The organism is Streptomyces roseifaciens, assembly GCF_001445655.1.
Taxonomy (GTDB): domain Bacteria; phylum Actinomycetota; class Actinomycetes; order Streptomycetales; family Streptomycetaceae; genus Streptomyces; species Streptomyces aureoversilis.
In genome coordinates, this window is record NZ_LNBE01000002.1 from 741,002 (window position 1) to 758,891 (window position 17,890).

Annotated in this window: 16 protein-coding genes; 9 read left to right on the forward strand and 7 right to left on the reverse strand. The window is 71.5% G+C overall.

Going from position 1 to position 17,890, the window contains the following annotated elements; translation table 11 throughout:
* Positions 1 to 27 precede the first annotated feature (27 nt).
* The 3 genes from AS857_RS04820 to AS857_RS04830 are packed head-to-tail and all read left to right on the forward strand — an operon-like array spanning position 28 to position 5,428.
* Complete coding sequence (locus tag AS857_RS04820; RefSeq protein ID WP_058041838.1) at positions 28 to 708, forward strand: Pvc16 family protein; 681 nt, start codon at positions 28 to 30, stop codon at positions 706 to 708.
* A complete protein-coding gene (locus AS857_RS41810) occupies positions 705 to 3,089 on the forward strand; it encodes an AAA family ATPase (protein WP_058041839.1) in 2,385 nt (794 codons plus the stop codon). Before AS857_RS04820 ends, AS857_RS41810 begins: the two co-directional genes overlap by 4 nt.
* Entirely contained in the window at positions 3,086 to 5,428 is a 2,343-nt protein-coding gene (locus AS857_RS04830) for an ADP-ribosyltransferase (protein WP_058041840.1), read from the forward strand. The genes AS857_RS41810 and AS857_RS04830 overlap by 4 nt, the downstream gene beginning before the upstream one ends.
* A 117-nt stretch (positions 5,429 to 5,545) precedes the next feature.
* Here AS857_RS04830 and AS857_RS04835 read toward each other — a convergent pair whose 3' ends face one another.
* The 4 genes from AS857_RS04835 to AS857_RS04850 form a co-directional block, all read right to left on the reverse strand.
* Positions 5,546 to 6,025 (reverse strand): hypothetical protein, encoded by a 480-nt coding sequence (locus tag AS857_RS04835; protein ID WP_058041841.1) that lies wholly within the window; start codon positions 6,023 to 6,025, stop codon positions 5,546 to 5,548.
* A 45-nt stretch (positions 6,026 to 6,070) separates the two neighbouring features.
* The gene (locus tag AS857_RS04840) at positions 6,071 to 7,399 is read right to left on the reverse strand and encodes a phage tail sheath family protein (RefSeq protein ID WP_058041842.1); all 1,329 of its coding nucleotides are present in this window, start codon (positions 7,397 to 7,399) and stop codon (positions 6,071 to 6,073) included.
* 65 nt (positions 7,400 to 7,464) lie between these two features.
* On the reverse strand, positions 7,465 to 7,905 hold the full coding sequence (locus tag AS857_RS04845) for a phage tail protein (protein ID WP_058041843.1): 441 nt from the start codon (positions 7,903 to 7,905) through the stop codon (positions 7,465 to 7,467).
* A gap of 61 nt (positions 7,906 to 7,966) precedes the next feature.
* Entirely contained in the window at positions 7,967 to 9,502 is a 1,536-nt protein-coding gene (locus tag AS857_RS04850; RefSeq protein ID WP_063804156.1) for a phage tail sheath family protein, read from the reverse strand.
* Between the two features lie 219 nt (positions 9,503 to 9,721).
* Here AS857_RS04850 and AS857_RS04855 point away from each other — a divergent pair, with 219 nt between their 5' ends.
* From AS857_RS04855 to AS857_RS04865, 3 genes are all read left to right on the forward strand, one after another.
* Complete coding sequence (locus AS857_RS04855) at positions 9,722 to 10,204, forward strand: VOC family protein (protein WP_058041845.1); 483 nt, start codon at positions 9,722 to 9,724, stop codon at positions 10,202 to 10,204.
* Between the two features lie 78 nt (positions 10,205 to 10,282).
* Positions 10,283 to 10,456 carry a hypothetical protein gene (locus tag AS857_RS04860; RefSeq protein ID WP_058041846.1) on the forward strand — a complete coding sequence of 58 codons (174 nt, stop codon included), beginning with the start codon at positions 10,283 to 10,285 and terminating at the stop codon, positions 10,454 to 10,456.
* Positions 10,457 to 10,673: 217 nt separating this feature from the next.
* The gene (locus AS857_RS04865; RefSeq protein WP_058041847.1) at positions 10,674 to 11,027 is read left to right on the forward strand and encodes a hypothetical protein; all 354 of its coding nucleotides are present in this window, start codon (positions 10,674 to 10,676) and stop codon (positions 11,025 to 11,027) included.
* On the opposite strand, the gene AS857_RS04870 is transcribed toward AS857_RS04865, so the two are convergent.
* Both AS857_RS04870 and AS857_RS04875 read right to left on the reverse strand, forming a co-directional pair.
* Positions 11,012 to 11,722, reverse strand: a complete 711-nt coding sequence (locus tag AS857_RS04870; protein WP_058042103.1) for a response regulator — start codon at positions 11,720 to 11,722, stop codon at positions 11,012 to 11,014. The genes AS857_RS04865 and AS857_RS04870 overlap by 16 nt on opposite strands.
* Positions 11,723 to 11,838: 116 nt before the next feature.
* On the reverse strand, positions 11,839 to 13,113 hold the full coding sequence (locus tag AS857_RS04875) for a sensor histidine kinase (RefSeq protein ID WP_058041848.1): 1,275 nt from the start codon (positions 13,111 to 13,113) through the stop codon (positions 11,839 to 11,841).
* Between the two features lie 273 nt (positions 13,114 to 13,386).
* Here AS857_RS04875 and AS857_RS04880 point away from each other — a divergent pair, with 273 nt between their 5' ends.
* A complete protein-coding gene (locus tag AS857_RS04880) occupies positions 13,387 to 15,606 on the forward strand; it encodes an MMPL family transporter (protein WP_058041849.1) in 2,220 nt (739 codons plus the stop codon).
* A 54-nt stretch (positions 15,607 to 15,660) separates the two neighbouring features.
* Here AS857_RS04880 and AS857_RS04885 read toward each other — a convergent pair whose 3' ends face one another.
* Positions 15,661 to 16,236, reverse strand: coding sequence for a GNAT family N-acetyltransferase (locus AS857_RS04885; protein WP_058041850.1), 576 nt, complete (start codon positions 16,234 to 16,236; stop codon positions 15,661 to 15,663).
* Between the two features lie 204 nt (positions 16,237 to 16,440).
* Here AS857_RS04885 and AS857_RS04890 point away from each other — a divergent pair, with 204 nt between their 5' ends.
* Both AS857_RS04890 and AS857_RS04895 read left to right on the forward strand, forming a co-directional pair.
* Positions 16,441 to 17,022 (forward strand): TetR-like C-terminal domain-containing protein, encoded by a 582-nt coding sequence (locus AS857_RS04890; RefSeq protein WP_058041851.1) that lies wholly within the window; start codon positions 16,441 to 16,443, stop codon positions 17,020 to 17,022.
* A 5-nt stretch (positions 17,023 to 17,027) separates the two neighbouring features.
* Positions 17,028 to 17,873: an alpha/beta fold hydrolase gene (locus AS857_RS04895; RefSeq protein ID WP_058041852.1), complete on the forward strand. Its 846-nt coding sequence runs from the start codon at positions 17,028 to 17,030 to the stop codon at positions 17,871 to 17,873.
* Positions 17,874 to 17,890: the final 17 nt, after the last annotated feature.

Below are 17,890 nucleotides of genomic sequence, written 5' to 3' on the forward strand. Positions count from 1 at the left end.
GCGACAACGGCAGACAGAGGCAGACAGATGATCGAACTGGTCGACCTGGCGATGGAGGCACGCGTACGGAGGGATCTGACCTATCCGCCATCGGGTTTCCGCGTCACCTTCCAGCCCTCGGGCCGCGACGGCGGAGACGGGGAGGTCGCCGGCGCGGAGACCGTCGGCATCTACCTGTACGACATCCGTGAGGACCTGGACCGCAAGCAGACCGGTACCGTCTATCAGTACGTCACGCCACTGGGCGGCGGGGACGAACCGCGGAGGAAACTGGCGCAGCACGACCCGCCCCGGTACGCCCGGCTGTCCTACCTCGTCAGCGCCTTGGCGCCGGACGCCCTCATCGCCCACCGCATGCTCGGCGAACTCCTCGTCGGCTTCGCCAGGAGCCGTGAGTTCGAGGTGCAGCTCCCTCCGGAGCTGGAGCAGATGCACCTGCAGGCCCTTCTCGACGTCGGCCACCCGCCGGCCGAGGACCGGGCCCTGACCGAGCTGTGGAGCACGGTGGGTCACACACTCGCACCCGCTCTGAACGTCACCGTGACCGTGCCCCTGCTGTCGTACCTTCCGGCCGGCTACGACCACTGGGTGTCCCAGCCCCTTGTGATCGGCGACGAGAACGTCGAGTTCCTCCGGCCCGGAACGCCGCGCCGGGCCACCGATCCCACCGATCCCACCAGCCCCACCGGGGAAGGCGGCGGCCGATGACCGCACCGTCGCCGACACGCCCCGACGAAGCCGCCGGGGCAGCGGCTCCCACCGCCGCCGACTGGCTCCTCGCCCGCCTGGCCCTGATCGAGGCCAGGGTCCGGCGCGCCATCGCCGTCCGTACCGGTGACGAGACGGCGGCCGGACCGGGTGGGCTCCCGGGGCTCGCCGACGCCCCCTTCGACCCGTTCCAGGGGCTCTACATCTCCGACGACGCGGCCCCGCACCTCCTGGACGCCCCCACAGGCCCGCTGCCCACCGACCCTGCCGAGGGCCGTCTCGCCGCCGCCCTCCGCGCACACGAGGAGGCGGCCGTCGCCGCCGGTGCCGCACCACCCCTCACGCGCCTCGCCCAGGAGTTCGGCCTGAGCCCGCTGGACGTGGACGTCCTGCTGATCGCCCTCGCCCCCGACACCGACGCACGCTTCGAGCGCTGTTACGGGTACCTCAACGACGACATCACCTGCCGTCACGCCACCACCGGCCTCGCCCTCGCCCTGTGCGGCGTCCCCAGCGCCTCCGCGACCGCCCGGCGCGTCTTCTCGCCCGACGGCCCCTTGCGGGCCGGGGGCCTGCTGGAGGACGGCGACGCCGGACGCCCCTTCCTGACCCGTCCGTTGCGCGTACCGGACCGGGTCACCGCACATCTGCTGGGCCATGACGCCCTGCCGGCCGCCCTGCGCAGCGCCGTACGTCTGCCCCGGCCCGTACCGCAGTTTCCGCCGCCGGGCGAGGGGCCGCTCGCTGCCACCGCCCGGCACCTCGCCTCGCTGCTCGCCCGCCACCCGTCGGCCCACCTGCGCGACGGGCCCGGCGGCGCGGCCGGGAGCGTCGCCGAGACGGCGCTGGCAGCGGTCGGCAGGCCGGCGCTCCGGCTGGACCTCGCCGCCCTCGCCGCCCTCCCGAACGAGCCGCAGGCGGAGGTGGGGGCGGAGGCCGTGATCCGGGCCGCCGTCCTCGAAGCGCGGCTGCGGGGCTGCGGGCTGCTGGTCGGCCCTGTCGGCTCCGCCGGTTCCCTCGGCGCCGCCGGCACTTCCTCCGACGTCCGGCGCATGCGCACCCTCTTGGCCCCGCTCGCGGATCTGCCCGTCCCGGTCGTACTCACCGGCCCGGAGCCCTGGGACGCGCACTGGATGCCCACGCCCCCCGTCCTGGTCGAGTGCCCGCCGATCACGGAGCCCGAGCGGGCGGCAATGTGGCGGCACGAGTTACGCGCGCTCACCGGTCCGGCCGTCGGTACCCATGAGGCGGAGGCCGACGGGCTCGATGCGGCGACGGCCGACCGGATCGACGAGGCCGCGGCCGCAGGCGCCCGGTACCGGATCGCCCCGCACCGGATCCCCGCCGTGGCCGCGTCCGCCTGCCGGCAGGCCGACGCGGACGGCACGCCCCTCGGCCCGGCAGCCGTCCACGCCGCCGCTCGTAGCTGGAACGGCAGCACCCTCGGCCGCCTCGCCCGGCGCGTACGGCCAGCCGTCTCCTGGCCCGACCTGGTCCTGCCCGAGCGCCCGTACGAGCAACTGCGCGGCCTCGCCCGCCGCATCCGCCACCGCGACCAAGTCCTCGGCCAATGGGGGATGAGGCCCGGCGGCGGGCGCGGGCGCGGCGTCACCGCCCTCTTCAGCGGCGCCTCGGGCACCGGGAAGACCTTCGCCGCCGAGGTCGTGGCCGCGGACCTCGGCCTCGATCTGTACGTCGTCGACCTCGCGACGGTCGTCGACAAGTACATCGGCGAGACCGAGAAGAACCTCGAACGCATCTTCACCGAGGCCGACGCCGTCAACGCCGTCCTCCTCTTCGACGAGGCCGACGCCGTCTTCGGCAAGCGCACCGCCACCCAGGACGCCCACGACCGCTACGCCAACACCGGCACGTCCTATCTCCTACAGCGCCTGGAGTCCTTCGACGGCCTCGCCCTCCTCACCACCAACATGCACGCCAACATCGACTCCGCGTTCCTGCGCCGCCTGGACCTCGTCGTGCACTTCCCCGCCCCCGACGAAGTGCAGCGCCGAGCCCTGTGGGACCGCTGCCTGGGTCCCTGCCTGCCCCGGGCCGCCGACCTCGACGACGCCGCGCTCGACACTCTCGCCGCCGCCTTCGACCTGCCCGGCGGTGCGATCCGCTGCTGCGCGATCACCGCCGCCTACCGCGCCGCCGACGAGAACCGCCCCCTGAGCGCGGCCGACCTGCTGGCCGCCGTCCGGGAGGAGTACGCCAAGCTCGGGCGCTACGTGGACGAGTCCCGGTTCCCCGCAACGGCGCAGGTCGGGCAGGCGGCCCAGGCAGCCCAGGTCGGCCGGGCCGGGCAGGCGGGCCGGGCCGGGCAGGCGGGGCCGGCCGCGCAGGCGGTACGGGTGGCCCGGGCGGTGTCGCGGTGAGCCCGGGCCCGCTCCCGGAGCCGGAGCAGCGCCAGGATCCCGCCCCCGCCCCCGCCACCGAAGCCGCGGCACCGCCGGCCTCGCACCTGGCCGCGGTGGGAGACATCCTCGCCGCCCGCCTCAAGGAGCTCCAGCAGCAGGCCGGCAACGCGGCGACGGCCGCCCACGCGCTCGGCGCCGGCGGACAGCAGGCCGCGGCCGGCGCGCCGTTCGGCCACCGTCGCCTCGTCGCCTCGCCCCGCTGGCACCAGGAGGCCGAGCTCTACGAACAGCGGCTCGGCGCCGCTCTGGCAGCCGCACCCGAGGTCGGCCGCGCCGCCCGTACGGCCGTGCTGCGGCTGAACGAGGTGCTGAGCGCGGAATTCACCGCGGAGCGGGCGGCGGGAGCCTTCCTCAAGGACGATCCGGCCAGCGCCGGCCAGGTCGGCACGGGAGATACGGCGGGAACGGCGGGAACGGGGGGAACGGCGGGAGACGCCCGGGAGCGGCTCCTGCAGTGGACCGCCCCCGGCTCCTCCGCCACCGTCCGCGAGCTCGTCACCGCCTTCTACAACGCCGCCTACTACAAATACGGCCCCCAGCCCGGGCCGTCCGGAGACGCCCGCGACGTCTCCTTCAAGACCCTCCTGCACCGCATCGTCCTCGACGGCGACCTGCGGCGCGCCCGCGAACTCGGCCTCGACACCGAAGCCCTGAGCGCGCAGCGGGAGTACCTGACCGGCGGCACCCGCAGCGTCCTCGGGCAACTGCCGCAGGACATCGGGCGCCTGTTCGCGAAGGACATCTTCGCCCTGGGCAACATGACCCTCCAGCACGGCACCGGCACCACCGTGTCGATGGGCCGCAGTCAGCAGGGCAGGACCGAGCGGCCCGAGGCCGCGGCCGGGACCGGACCGGGCAGGAGCACCCTCCGCAACTACCAGGACCTCGGCGTGCCCCTGAGCGAAGCGGAGCGGGCACACGCACAGAGCAGCACCACACCCCTGCGCGTCGAAGGCGTCCGGCTCGACGGCGACCGGATCCACCCGCAGGAGTACGACGTCACCCCGGAAGCCATCTGGGCGGCCGTGGCTCCGGCCGGGGAGCAGGGGCCCGAGTTCCCCCTGCCCTGGGCCTCGGGGCAGGCGCTCTTCGCCATGAACCCCGCAGCCGCCTGGTACCGCAAGCACCACGAGCGCGGCGCACCCCTCGTCGCGGGCATCTCCGGCACCACCACCCGCATGCTCAGCGCCTTCCGCTGGCTGAAGGCCGTGCCGGGAGGACCGGGCGGCGGGCAGGAGCGTTCCGAGCGGGAGTTCTTCCTCGCCGTCGCCTCCTGGATGCTGACGGGCCGGGACCACTCGCTGTACGAGATCCTGCGCGGCGCGAAAGCGGCCGGCCTCGCGAGCCTCTCCGGCCTCACGGCGTCCTCCAAGGACGTGGCCGCGATGTACCGGGACTTCGACGCGTTCGTGCGGGCCACGCTGCCCCGGGCGAAGCTGCCCGAGCCGCCGTACGCCGCGCTCTACGAACAGGAGGCGCAGGCCGAGCGGGAGGACGGCGGGATGCTCACCGTTCACGACGACACGGTGCGCGCGGCGCGCCGCAAGCAGCGGCGCCTGCAGCGGCAGGCAGGCGGCGCGGACGGACCCGGCAAGGACCTCGACTTCGCGCACTTCCTGGCGCTGACGCAGTACACCGGTGACAACCACCAGCTCATCAACCGTGTTCTCACCACTCCCGGCGGTTTCACGTCGGTCGGCGTCGGCCGGCTGATCGACGAGATGATCTCCCGGGTCGCCGAGGGCGTGCCCACAGAGGTGCCCTTCACCAGGTGGCGTGACGACGAGCTCCAGGGGCTGATCAGCCGGTACACGGCGCCCGGTATCGACGATCAGGAGCGGAAGGCCCGGCTGGAGCCCGTGCGGACGAGGATGCATGCCCTCGCCGGCACACTGCGGGCCGAGGCCAAGACCCATGCCGACATACTCGCCGACTCCCTCCACCGGCTCCCTCCCGTAACGGGGTCGGTGTACCGCGCGGGGTGGGAGATGTGGCCCCGGAAACGCATTGCCTTCGACGGCTTCACCAGCACCAGCGAGAAGCGGAAGAAGGCCGAGGAGTTCCTGCCGCTCCAGTACCCGACCGCCGGAGGCCGCAGGGTCCTCTACCGGCTCGAACTCGCCGGACGCAGCGGACGGGACATCTCCGCCTTCTCGCAGAAGCCGGAGGAGAAAGAAGTGCTCCTCCTGCCGGGGGCGGCGTTCACCGTGCAGCTGCGCAACCGCGACGAAGCCGTACGGGTCAACGGGCAGGAGATCCGTTACGACTTCGTCTGGGCCACGGAAGCGACGGGCTGACTGCGCCGCTCCGCCCCGTGCCCTGCCCTGCCGTGCCTTGCCGCCCTTGATGTGCCTTGATGTGCTTGTGCCCTGGACACCGGACCGGTGTCCAGGGCACAAGCGCGAAAGGGCCGGTCAGGTGGCAGGACCGGCGGTGACGGGCCATGCGCGGACGCAGGTGAGGACGGCCGTGCCTTCGTACTCCTTCTCCTTGTCCTCGGCGGGCGGGTTGAGGATGCGCGCCGCCGTCGTCGGGGTGAAGACCAGCTCGAGCGGGCCGCCGTCGACGACGACCTCTTTGCCTTGTGTGGTCCTGGCGTACTGGGCGCGGTTCCGCTTCGGCACCTTGAGTTCGACGGTGCCGGCCCCCGGGACGGGAAACGCCGGCGGCACCACGTAGGGGACTCCTTCGATCCGCAGGGACTCGATGTCGCCCGGGACGCAGGCGACGTGTCCCTCGACCCGGAAGCCGGCCGAGCCCTGCAGACGGAAGGCAGGAGGAGGCGGGGCGAGCGCTGGGCTGGTGGAGGTTTCGACGGCAGACGCGGCGGAGGGCACGGTCAAGGTCACCTGGATCGTCACCAGATCACCCTCCCGCACCACGAGCTTCTGCATGACGGACAGCACTCCTGACGTCGTGGGCGGGGCCGTGAACGGCGGCTAGCTGTTCGGCCCCGGCTGTCCGGCGATCTGGGTGATGGTGAAGTGGACGAATTCGGCGGGGCGGACGGGTGCGATGCCGATGTCGCAGTGGACTTCGCCGTTGTCGATGGTGGTGCGGGTGTTGTTGGTGTTGTCGCAGATGACGTAGAAGGCTTCGTCGGGTGTGCGGCCTTGGAGGGCCCCTTGTCGCCATTGGTCGGTGAGGAAGCTGGTGACGGAGTGGCGGAGGGTGGCCCAGAGGCGGTCGTCGTTGGGTTCGAAGACGGCCCAGGTGGTGGATTGGCGGATGGAGTCGGAGAGGAAGGAGACGAGGCGGCGGACGTTGAGGTACTTCCAGTCGCGACTGCTGGACCTCGTCCGTGCGCCCCACACCAGCAGGCCGCGGTCGGGGAAGACCCGCAGACAGTTCACGCCCTTGGAGTTGAGCTCTCCCTGCATGTCGTCGGTGAGCAGGACCGGGATGTCGAGCACGCCGCGGAGGTTCTGGTTTGCGGGGGCCTTGAAGACGCCGCGTTCGGCGTCGGTACGGGCCCAGACGCCGGCGATGTGGCCGGAAGGCGGGACGGTGCGTGGGGTCCCGTCGACGCCGGGCACGTTCACCCACGGGTAGTAGAGCGTGGTGAACTCCGCGTCGGACGTGTCCTGGGACGGGAGCGAGTCGGCGAACGCCTTGAGCGGTTCGGCGGTCTGGCCCGGAGGGGCGTCGAGCACTGCGAGGCGGTTGTTCAGAGCCTTGCAGTGGCCGACGACAGCGCTCATCAGCCCCCGTCCTGTGTCCAGGTCCGGTGCGGGGGGCGTCTCGGCCTCGGAGACCGCGGCGGTCATGTCCCACAGATTCGGCACGGCGACCATGGTCACCTCGGGGACGGTCTCCAGCCCGGCCAGACCCGTCCGCTGATCGGCATTGCCCTGCAGCGCCGTGCTCGCGACGGCCGCCGAGGGATCGGTGAAGCCCACGACGTAACAGGACGTGCCCCCGTTGGCGAAGAACCCGTAGACGGATTCCGCGAGGACGAGGCACCGCTGCAATGCGCGGACCTTCTTGAGGTCTTCCGCTGCCTTGCTGTTCTTCTTCAGAAGGCCGGCGAGCTCCGCGCTCAGCTCCTGGATGCTGTAGCGGGCGGCGAACTCCTGCCAGCCGCGGATCCGCTGGGGGTGCGTGCGCTCCTCGGCCGTGAACGGGGGAGTGGCCGCCCCCTCGTTCCTGGTGTCCGGAACCTTGGTGTAACCCAGGAACGCAGGAGTGGAGGTACCCACCCCGACGATCATGCGGACGCCGCTGGACTTCTCCGTGACGTAGACGCCCGGGGGCTTCGGTGTGGTCATCGCTGCTGCTCCCTCTCCTTCATCATCTGCTGCTGTGCTTGCGACGCGTCGTGACGGGGGGAGAGCTATTCGACGGTGATGTCCTCGTAGGTGATCGTCACCTGTTCCGTGGCGACGCCGGAGTTCGTCGCCCCGAGCTGAGGGCCTTCCCAGCGCGAGGCCCAGGCGTTGCTCAGGTGGATGCGCCGGACGGTCTCCTTCTTGGCGTCCTTGAGGGCGATGGTGATGTTCTGCCGGGCGCTGTCGAGGTCGGCGTCGACCAGCGTGGCCTTGATCCAGTCGGTGAACGCGGTGCTCTTGTCCATGCCGCGGGTGATCGTGATCTCGCCGGTGCGGCGGGCGCCCGGCTGTTTGCGCACGATCAGTTCTCCCGTGGAGGAGACCTGGCGGGTCTCGACCACGTCCTGTTCCAGGGTCAGCCCTGAGACGTCCTGGACGGTCTCGACCTGGAACTTGCCCAGTTCGATGGCGAAGGTGCTGCTGCTGAAGGTGTCACCGGTCAACACGTGCGGTGCCTCCTGGGCTCATGGTGTCCTCATGGTGCCGGGCCGGGCTGGGCTGCGCGGATCAGCCGGACTGTGCAGGACCGTCGGCGATCTGGGTGATGGTGAAGTGGACGAATTCGGCGGGGCGGACGGGTGCGATGCCGATGTCGCAGTGGACTTCGCCGTTGTCGATGGTGGCGGGGGTGTTGTTGGTGTTGTCGCAGATGACGTAGAAGGCTTCGTCGGGTGTGCGGCCTTGGAGGGCCCCTTGTCGCCATTGGTCGGTGAGGAAGCTGGTGACGGAGTGGCGGAGGGTGGCCCAGAGGCGGTCGTCGTTGGGTTCGAAGACGGCCCAGGTGGTGGATTGGCGGATGGAGCCGGAGAGGAAGGAGACGAGGCGGCGGACGTTGAGGTACTTCCAGTCGCGACTGCTGGACCTCGTCCGTGCGCCCCACACCAGCAGGCCGCGGTCGGGAAAGACCCGCAGACAGTTCACGCCATGGGCGTTGAGCTCTCCGTGGCGGTCCTCGGTCAGCAGCGTTGGCAGCGTCAGCACGCCGCGGAGGTTCTGGTTGGCGGGGGCCTTGAAGACGCCGCGTTCGGCATCCGTGCGGGCCCAGACGCCGGCGATGTGCCCGCAGGGCGGGACGGTGCGCGGGGTGCCGTCGACGCCCGGCACGTTCACCCACGGGTAATAGAGCGTGGTGAACTCGGCGTCGGTCGTGTCCGGCGATGCCAGCTTCGTCAGGAAACCGGCAACGTCGCCGGGTGCCGTGCCGGGCGGCGGTTCCAGCAGGGCGAGCCGGTTGCGCATGGTCGTGCAATGGCCCGCGACTTTGCTGATGACGGTCGCGCCCGTCGCGGCATCGGTCCCCTTGGACCAGAGGTCCGGAACGGCGACCATGGTCACTTCCGGGACGGTCTTCAGCCCGGCGAGACCGGTGCGTGCAACAGGATCACCGTCGACTTGCGCGGCGAGGCCCTGGGCATGGTCGAGCCGGAGGATGTAACAGGACGTCCCGCCGTTGGCGAAGAATCCGTAGACGGCTTCGGCGAGTTGATAGGTCTTCGCTTCGTCGAGGTGTTCCTTGAGGGCGGTCAGCTCCGCCTGGCGTTGGTGGAGCGGCAGCAGCCGGGCCCCGGTCGAGTTCCATTGCGTGTACTCGTCGGGGTGGGCTTCGGAGACGGTCGTCGCGGTGGCTGCGGCCGCCTCCTCGTCCGCCGGTGCGACCGGCTGATCCTGCCACTGGGCCGTACGGACGGCGACGAGCTTGTCGAACGCTTCAGGGGTTACGGTCGGTTCCGGCTCCCCGGTCGCCGCCTCCCGGAGGTGGTCCTCAAGCGGCTTGAGCTCCCCGCTGACCTCCTCGATGGCCTTGACCAGCGTCTTCAGCTCCTCTTCGACCGCTTCCACCGGGTGCGGCGGGCGAAAGTGGAAGAGGTCGACGAACTCGGGCCAGCTCCTGACGAGGGTCGGCGGGGAAGCCGTGAGATCACCGGGGCCCCGGAGGGAGTACCCGAGGAAGGCAGGGGTGGACGTCCCTGCGCCGGTGATCGTCCTGACTCCGCTGGGCTGTTCCTTGACGAACACTCCGGGCGCTAACGGGCCTGTAGTCATGCGCTGTTTGCCCCTCTCATCGGGAAATGCGCGCCATCAGCGAACCAGTCGCGCGCGCGTGCGCGCACGCGAACGAGTGAAGCTAAGCCGGATGACGTACGGAGGCCCTTCACCCACTTGATGATCCCGACTACGCCGCTCCGGATGTGCGGTTGCACACTGGGTAACCGGGCGGCCGGCGTGGTGCCGGACACGCCGGCGTTCTTGAGGAGACTCACCATGAGCACCACGAACACCACGAACCCTAAGAACACCACGAACACCAAGAACCGGAACTGGACACTCGAAGTCGTCCCGGTCCCCGTCGCCGACATGGACCGGGCGAAGGAGTTCTACGTCGGCAAGGCCGGCTTCAAGCTCGACCTCGACGACGAGGTGGCCCCCGGCATGCGGATCATCCAGATGACCCCGCCCGGCTCGCGGTGTTCGATCGCGATGCTCGAGGGGATGCCGGTGGCACCGGGTACGAAGGTGATGTCCCCCGGCACGCTGCAGGGCCTCCAGCTCTGCGTCACCGACATCGAGGCGGCCCGCGAGGAGCTGGTGAGCCGGGGTGTGGACGTCTCCCCGGTCCGCCACGTCGGTGCGACGGGCTGGGAGGACGGCAAGGGCGGCACGTGGAACTCGTTCATGACGTTCGAGGACCCGGACGGCAATGGCTGGGTGGTCCAGGAGGCCCCGTCGGAGCTCTCGGAACGCTAGCCATGGGCGGTTCGGGAATCTCGCGGACCGTGTGGGAACGGGAATCCGGGGAACACGTCGTTTCGGAGGTTGATAACGATGGTTCCTCTTCTCCTTGTTCTGCTCCTCGCGCTGATCCTTTTCGGCGCAGGGTTCGCGGTGAAGCTGCTCTGGTGGGTCGCCGTGGCGGTCCTGGTGCTCTGGCTCCTCGGCTTCGTCATGCGTTCCCCGGGCCCCGGGGGCGGCGGCCGAGGCCGCTGGTACCGCTGGTGACCTGACATCACCCGCACGTCGGACCGTGAGCGCTCTGCTCACGGTCCTTCGGGCGATACGGCAGCCGTACGAAAACGGGTGGTCGCCCAGCCGGCGAGGCAGGTACTGTCTGGTCTCCCGATCAGCCGTACCGGCAGCTTCCCAGCCCCAGTCCCAGCCCCAATCCCAGTCCCAGGCCCAGGCCCACTTCCAGGTCCAGATCCAGAGAGTGATTCACATGCCCATCCGACCGGCGACGACGACCCTGTGGCGCCCCACCGGCCCCAAGGAGCTGGACCTGGTCCGGGATGCGGGCTGGCGTGCCTGGCCGCCCCGTCTCCCCGAGCAGCCGATCTTCTACCCGGTCCTCAACGAGGATTACGCGATCACCATTGCCCGGGACTGGAACGTGAAACACGACGGCGCCGGTTTCGTCACCCGATTCGAGGCCGAGGCCGAATTCCTGAGCCGTTATCCGGTCCGGCAGGCCGGTGGGCGGACGATTCTCGAACTGTGGGTTCCGGCCGAGGAGCTCGAGGAATTCAACGCCCATATCGTCGGTGAGATCCAGGTGGTTCACGAGTTCCGCTGAGACACGGAGTTCCGCCCGCCGCCCACTTCGACCAGTCCCGTCTCGTACGCGGCGATCACCGCCTGAGCCCGGTCACGGACGCCGAGTTTCCCGAAAACGTTGGTGATGTGGTTCTTGACGGTGGACAGGCTGATGTCCATGGCCCCCGCGATCCCGGTGTTGTCGAGCCCCGTGGCCATCAGCCGCCACACCTCCAGCTCGCGCGGTGTGAGCTCGCCCGTGTGCGCGACGGGCGGCTCCGGGCGGCGCGGGGCCCTGACGTAGGTGGAGATGAGCCTGGTCAGCAGCCGGGGCGCGACCGCGGCCTCTCCCATGTGCACCACCCGTACCGCCGCGACCAGTTCCTCCGGCGAGATGTCCTTGGGCAGGAAGCCGTAGGCGCCGGCCCGCAGGGCGGCCACCACGTACTCGTCCATGTCGAAGGTGCTGAGCGCCAGCACCCGGCAGCCGGGCAGTTCCCGTGAGAGCTGCCCGGTCGCGGCGACCCCGTCCAGTACCGGCATCCGGATGTCCATCACGACGACGTCGGGCCGCAGCCGGTGCGCGAGGTCCACCGCCTGCGCGCCGTCCCCCGCCTCGCCCACCACTTCGAAGGCCGGGTCGGGCGTGAGGATCAGCGCGAGCCCGCGTCGTACGAGCGGCTGGTCGTCCGCGATCAGCACTCTGATCGTCCGCCGCCCCACCACGTCACTCATCGCGCCCACGTTGCCGCCCACGTTCCCGTCCCTGCCCGTGCTCCTGCCCCTGTCCCCGCCCCCGTTCAGGCTCACGCCCGCGTTCGTGTTCGCCTTCGCATCGTTCGTCACCGCGCTCATCGCAGCACCTCCTCGCCGGTCGCCGGCAGCAGCTGTTCGTCGGTTTTCAGCGGCAACCGGGCCGACACCCGGAACCCGCCCTCCTCCAGCGGACCGGCCTCCAGCGTCCCGCCGTGCAGCACGACCCGCTCCCGCATCCCGACCAGGCCGTAACCGGAGCGCGCACCGGCCAGGGCCCCGGCCCCGACCCCGGCCCCCCACCCGAAGCCCGCGTCCGTGCCGAAGCCCGCGTCCGTGCCGGCTCCCGCGCCGTCGTCCGACACCTCCACCGCCACCCCGCCCGGCTCGTAGGTCAGCCGTACGGACGCCTGCGCCCTGCCCGCGTGCTTGCGCGCGTTGGTCAGGGCCTCCTGCACGATCCGGAACACGGTCAGGCCCACGCTCGGCGGCAGCGGGCGCTCCTCGCCCCGCACGTCGAGTGCGGTCGGCAACCCGGCCCGGCACGACTCGGAGACGACCCGCTCCAGGTCCCCGATCCCGGGCTGCGGGGCGGCCGGTGCCTCTTCAGGCTCCTCCCCGGCGCGCAGTACGTCCAGCAGTTGCCGCATCTCGCGCAGCGCGATCCGCCCGGACGCCTCCAGGTCGACCAGTGCCTCCCTGGCCACCTCGGGGTCGTGGGCGAGGTTGGCCCGGGCGCCTCCGGCCATCAGCTGCATGGTGGTGATGTGGTGCGCCACGATGTCGTGCAGTTCCCGTGCGATGCGCCGTCGTTCGTCGGCGACGGCCCGGTCGGCGAGGAGCCGGCGGTTGGCCTCGATGTCCCGCTGCCAGTGGGTCATCACGATCGCGGCGATGACGACGATCGCCCCGGTGGCCCCGTTGGCCACCACGTCCACGAGCCTCAGCCGCGGCCAGGACGCCAGTCCCACCAGCGGCAGCGTCACGGCCGCGAGCGTCGCCGCCGCGGCAACGGCCGCGCGCCGGGTCCGTACGACCGTGTACAGCGCGACCACGATCGTGGCGTTGAAGTGCTGCGCCACCGGCACGCTCAGGTTCAGCCCCAGGCCGAACAGCAGGACGGCCGCGAGCGTCAGCACCGGCGCCCGGCGCCGGGCCAGCAGCGGCAGCGCGGACACCACCATGAGTACGCACCCGGCCGGCGGGACGTACCCGAGATCGACCTGGCTGGCGAGCGTGAAGCCGATCAGGTCCACGGCCGCGGCCCCGACCGCGACGAGCGCGTCGTTGCGCGTCCAGGGGAGCGCGTCGCCGCTCGGCGCAGCCCGGAACCCTCCGGTTGAATCCCTTGCGCCCGGGCGCGTCGTCGACATCACGGTCCTTCCCCCTCAGCCGCCCCCGCCTCCGACCACTTCCGGTGCGGCGCGGCTGTCATCCGATGATCCATTCTGGCACCGGCCGGCGGCTCGGCCCCGGGCCCCCGAGCCGATCCCCGACCAGGACCACGGTCCTGGTCGGCGGCCGCTCCCGGGCCCCCGCTCCCAGTCCGTTTCTCGTCCTGCACTCGGACGGATCCTGCGTTCCGCGCTGATGAGCTGGACACCGGCCGGGACGACCCGGCGCTCCACCCACTGCCGGAGGACACCGTGATCCGCGCCCTGACCGGGCTCTCCACCCGCAACCCATGGAAGGTCATCGCCCTCTGGGCGGTGGTCGGCATCCTCCTGACCATGCTCGGCCAGGCGCTGCTCTACCGCGTCACCCAGAGCCAGAGCGGCGACTTCCTGCCCGCGAAGTACGACTCGGCCGCCGCGCTCAAGGTCGCAGAGGAGCGGTTCGGGGTGAAGCCCGATGCGAACGCGGTGACCGTGCTCGTCGCCCGCGCCGACGGCAAGCCCTTGACCGGATCCGACCACCGGCGTGTCGGAGCCCTAGCCGAGCAACTGGGTCAGCGGCGCGTCGCGATGCCCGAACCCAAGGAGGACGGGCCGCCCTCCTTCCTGGCCGAGGACCACTCCCAGACGCCGAAGGTCAGCCCGGCCATGGTCGCGCCCGACCGCAGCTTCGAGCTGCTCTCGGTGCAGCTGACCGGCAACTCCGCCGACCCCGGCATGCACGACCTCTACCGCGCCTTCCGCGACCGGGCGAAGGCCGACTTCGCCGAGGCCGGGATGCGTACGGGCTTCACCGGCGGCCTGGCCGACCTCGTCGACACCGCCGAAGCCGAGGAGATCACCCAGAGGGTCGTCGGCACCCTCATGATCGGCCTGATCGTGCTGATCAACATCCTGGTGTTCCGCAGCGTGCTGGCCGCCTTCGTTCCCCTGCTCGCGGTCGTCATCGTCGGCGGCGCCGCGGCGGGAGCGGTGGTCGGCCTCGCGATGCTCACCGGCATCACGCTCGATCCCTCCACCCCGAGCATGATCAGCGTCGTGCTGATCGGCATAGGCGTCGACTACTTCCTCTTCCTCCTCTTCCGCTTCCGCGAACAGCTGCGGGCCCACCCCGACCTGGCCCCGCGCGCCGTGTCGGCCGAGGTCAGCGCCCGCGTCGGCACCGCGATCACCTCCGCCGCCCTCACCGTCGTGGCCGCCTTCGCCACCCTCGGCGTGGCGACCTTCGGACAGTTCCGCGTGCTCGGCCCCGCCATCGCCGTGTCGGTGCTCGTCATGCTGCTGGCCGGCCTGACCCTGATGCCCGCGCTGCTCGCGGTCACCGGCCGCAAGATGTTCTGGCCCTCACGCTCCCTCAAGTACGAGCCCCGTCCCGGTGCGGCCGCGCGCGTCGGCGACCTGGTCGCCCGCCGGCCGTTCACCGCCGTGCTGGCCTCCGTCGCCCTGCTCGGCGCCCTGGCGACCGGACTGGCCGGCATCCGGATGGACTTCGGCCAGACCTCCGGTACCCACGGCACCCCGGCCGCCGTCACCTCCGCCGAGATCTCCCGCGCCCTGCCCGCCGGAGTGTCCGACCCGGCCACCGTCTACGTGACCGCCAAGGACGGCCGTGCCCTCAACCCCGAGGCGCTCGACGCCCTGCCCAAGGCCTTCGCCGGGGTCAAGGGCGTCGGGCAGGTCGGCAGGACCACCCTCAACGGCGACCGCACCGCCGCCCGCATCGACCTCTACCTCACCGCCGACACCCAGTCACAGCAGGCCCGCGACCTGGTCTCGGGGCCCGTCCGCGCCACCGTCGCCGCGCACACACCCGCCGGCCTGGAAGCCCACGTCGGCGGCACGGCCGCGATCTTCGCGGACATCTCCACCGCCGTCGACCACGACCTGAAGATCGTGTTCCCGGTCGCCGCGGTGCTCATCGCCCTCATCCTGCTCGTCCTGCTGCGCAGCCTGCTCGCCCCGGCCGTCCTCATGATCGCCGTCGGCCTCGGCTTCGCGGCCACGCTCGGCGCCTCCGCGCTCTTCTTCCAGCACCTCCTCGGCAAGCCGGGCGTCAACTTCGTCCTGCCACTGGTGCTGTTCCTCTTCGTCGTAGCCCTCGGCACCGACTACAACATCCTCATCGGCGACCGCATCCGCGAGGAGATGGAACGCCCCGGCCCGGCCCGTGCCGCCGTCGCCCGCGCCGTGCGCCACACCGCACCCGCCATCGCCACGGCGGGAATCGTCCTGGCCGCGTCCTTCGGCAGCCTCGCCGTCAACGCGGCCCCCTCCACGCAGCAGATCGGCTTCGCGACGGCGCTGGGCATCGTGCTCTCCGCCTTCGTCCTGTCCATCGTGCTGGTGCCCGCGCTCGCCGCGATCCTCGGCCGGGGCACGTGGTGGCCGTTCCGCCCGGGCCACGACCGGGGGCGCCACCAAGCGGGGCCGCAGGCCTCCCGGCCGCACTACGAGAGTGCCTCCGCCCGCTGACCCGCTACCGGAACAACTGAACGGGGGCCCGGTCGACCGGGCCCCCGTTCACGGCTACGCCCCCTGAGCCTGAGCCGCCCGCTTGCGCGCCCGCCACTCCGGTGCCAGGACCGACCAGACCTCCATGTCGCGCCGCTGCCCCCGGTACGGGTAGCTCGCGCGCAGTACGCCTTCCTTCGTCATTCCGAGGCGGCGGGCCACGGCGATGCTGGGTGCGTTGGCCGTCGAGACCTGCCACTCCACGCGGTGGATCCCCCGCTCCTCGACGGCCCAGTCGATGAGCACGCCGACCGCCCTGGTGATCAGCCCCTTGCCCACCGCCGCCGGCTCCAGCCAGCAGCCGGCCTCGGCGGTGCCCTGTACGACGTCCATGGTCCGGAGGAGGACACCGCCGACCAGCTTGCCGTCCGTCCGGACGCCGTACAGCCGCCCGGCGTCGGCGGCCGCCTTGTCCGCGTACCGCTGGAGGAACGTACGGCTCGACTCCAGATCGGTGACCACGTCCGCCAGCGGGATGTGCTGCCCGATCAGTTCCCGCCCCCGGTCGACGTGGGCCAGGAACTCCTCGGCCTGCCACGGCTCGAGCGGGCACAGTTCGGCGCCGTCGTCGCCCAGGGATATCGCGTACATCGTTGCCCTCCACCACCGTCGTCACCAGCACATACAGCGAAACGATCTTCGCATGCGGGGGTGCGGCCGGCCGTGGTGCGTGGCACTGACGCCGTGACAGTGGCGATGGGGCGCTGCAGCACCCGAACGAGCGGCGAAATATCTGAAGAGGCGTCGCCTAGGTGTGCTAGCTTTTTTCCTAGAGGTCCTAGGAAAGGGGTACGCATGGTGCGAGCAGGGCTGACCGTGGCCAAGCTGACGGACGCAGCCGCGGCGATGGCGGACGAGGCCGGGCTGGAGAAGGTCACCGTCTCCGCCCTCGCGCGGCACTTCGGCGTCAAGGACGCCAGCCTGTACTCGCACGTGAAGAACCTGCGGGAGCTGCGCGTGCGGATCGCCCTGCTCGGGTCCGCGGAGATGACCGAGCGCATCGCCGCCGCCGTCGCGGGCCGGGCCGGCAAGGACGCGCTCATCGCCTTCGCCGACGCCTACCGGTCCTACGCGCTCGCGCACCCCGGCCGGTACGCCGCGACGCAGATGCAGCTCGCACCGGAAGAGGTCGCGGACTCCATCGGGTTCCGGCGCAGCGTCGAGCTGACCTACGGCATGCTGCGCGGCTACGGCCTGACCGAGCCGGACCTGACCGACGCCGGCCGGCTGCTGCGCAGCACCTTCCACGGCTACATCCACCTGGAGTTCAGCGGCGGCTTCGGCCACTCCCGCCCCGTGCAGGAGTCCTGGTCGCGCGGGCTGGAGGCCCTCCACGTGCTCCTGGAGCAGTGGCCTTCCGAAACGAACGGGGAGTAAGAGAAATGAACGACAAGCCCGGCTTCACGACCGGCACGCTCGCCGTGCCCGGCGCGACCCTGTACTACGAGACGCGCGGCAGCGGCCCGCTCCTGCTGCTCATCTCCGGCGGCGCGGGAGACGCCGGGATGTACGCGGGCATGTTCCCGGCGCTGGCCGCCGAGTACACCGTGGTGACCTACGACCCGCGCGCCCTGTCCCGCAGCACCCTCGACGGCCCGCTCACCGACCAGCAGGTCCAGGTGTGGAGCGACGACGCGCGGCGCCTGCTCGACCACCTCGCACCCGGCGAAGAGGCGGGGGTGATGGGCTGCAGCTCCGGCGCCGTCGTCGCGCTCGACCTGCTGGCCCGCCACCCCGAACGGCTGCGCCGCGTGGTCGTGCACGAGCCGCCGCTCGTGGAGCTCCTCCCGGACCCCGCCTCGTACCGGGCGCTCTTCGCCGAGGTCCGCGACACCTACCGGGCGGAGGGCCTCGGCCCGGCGATGGCCCGGTTCAGCGAAGGGGTCGGGGAGCCGGTGACGGCGGAGGAGGCGGAGCAGGCGACCGAACTGCCGCCCGAGGTCCAGGAGATGGCCCCCCGTATGCACGCCAACTTCCCGGTCTTCCTGGAGCACATGCTGTGCCCCTTCTCCTCGTCCGTCCCGGACCTGGAGGCGCTGCGCCCGGCCGCGCACAAGCTGGTCCCGGCAGCGGGGCGGCTGTCGCGTACGCAGGAGCCCTTCTACGGGCCGGCCGCCCGGCTTGCGGAACTCTTCGGCATCCCGCTGGTGGAGTTCCCCGGCGGGCACCTCGGGGGAGTGGACCGCGCGAAGGAGTTCGGCGAGCAGCTGCTCAAGACGCTCGCCTGAGATCCCGTAACCGGCGG

Excerpts from the sequence above, each read along its gene's own strand:
- AS857_RS04840 (WP_058041842.1), bottom strand. The coding sequence starts at position 7,399 with ATGACCACACCGAAGCCCCCGGGCGTCTACGTCACGGAGAAGTCCAGC.
- AS857_RS04895 (WP_058041852.1), top strand. The coding sequence starts at position 17,028 with ATGAACGACAAGCCCGGCTTCACGACCGGCACGCTCGCCGTGCCCGGC.
- AS857_RS04870 (WP_058042103.1), bottom strand. The coding sequence starts at position 11,722 with ATGAGTGACGTGGTGGGGCGGCGGACGATCAGAGTGCTGATCGCGGAC.
- AS857_RS41810 (WP_058041839.1), top strand. The coding sequence starts at position 705 with ATGACCGCACCGTCGCCGACACGCCCCGACGAAGCCGCCGGGGCAGCG.
- AS857_RS04850 (WP_063804156.1), bottom strand. The coding sequence starts at position 9,502 with ATGACTACAGGCCCGTTAGCGCCCGGAGTGTTCGTCAAGGAACAGCCC.
- AS857_RS04865 (WP_058041847.1), top strand. The coding sequence starts at position 10,674 with ATGCCCATCCGACCGGCGACGACGACCCTGTGGCGCCCCACCGGCCCC.
- AS857_RS04860 (WP_058041846.1), top strand. The coding sequence starts at position 10,283 with ATGGTTCCTCTTCTCCTTGTTCTGCTCCTCGCGCTGATCCTTTTCGGC.
- AS857_RS04890 (WP_058041851.1), top strand. The coding sequence starts at position 16,441 with ATGGTGCGAGCAGGGCTGACCGTGGCCAAGCTGACGGACGCAGCCGCG.
- AS857_RS04835 (WP_058041841.1), bottom strand. The coding sequence starts at position 6,025 with ATGCAGAAGCTCGTGGTGCGGGAGGGTGATCTGGTGACGATCCAGGTG.
- AS857_RS04885 (WP_058041850.1), bottom strand. The coding sequence starts at position 16,236 with ATGTACGCGATATCCCTGGGCGACGACGGCGCCGAACTGTGCCCGCTC.
- AS857_RS04875 (WP_058041848.1), bottom strand. The coding sequence starts at position 13,113 with ATGTCGACGACGCGCCCGGGCGCAAGGGATTCAACCGGAGGGTTCCGG.
- AS857_RS04855 (WP_058041845.1), top strand. The coding sequence starts at position 9,722 with ATGAGCACCACGAACACCACGAACCCTAAGAACACCACGAACACCAAG.
- AS857_RS04820 (WP_058041838.1), top strand. The coding sequence starts at position 28 with ATGATCGAACTGGTCGACCTGGCGATGGAGGCACGCGTACGGAGGGAT.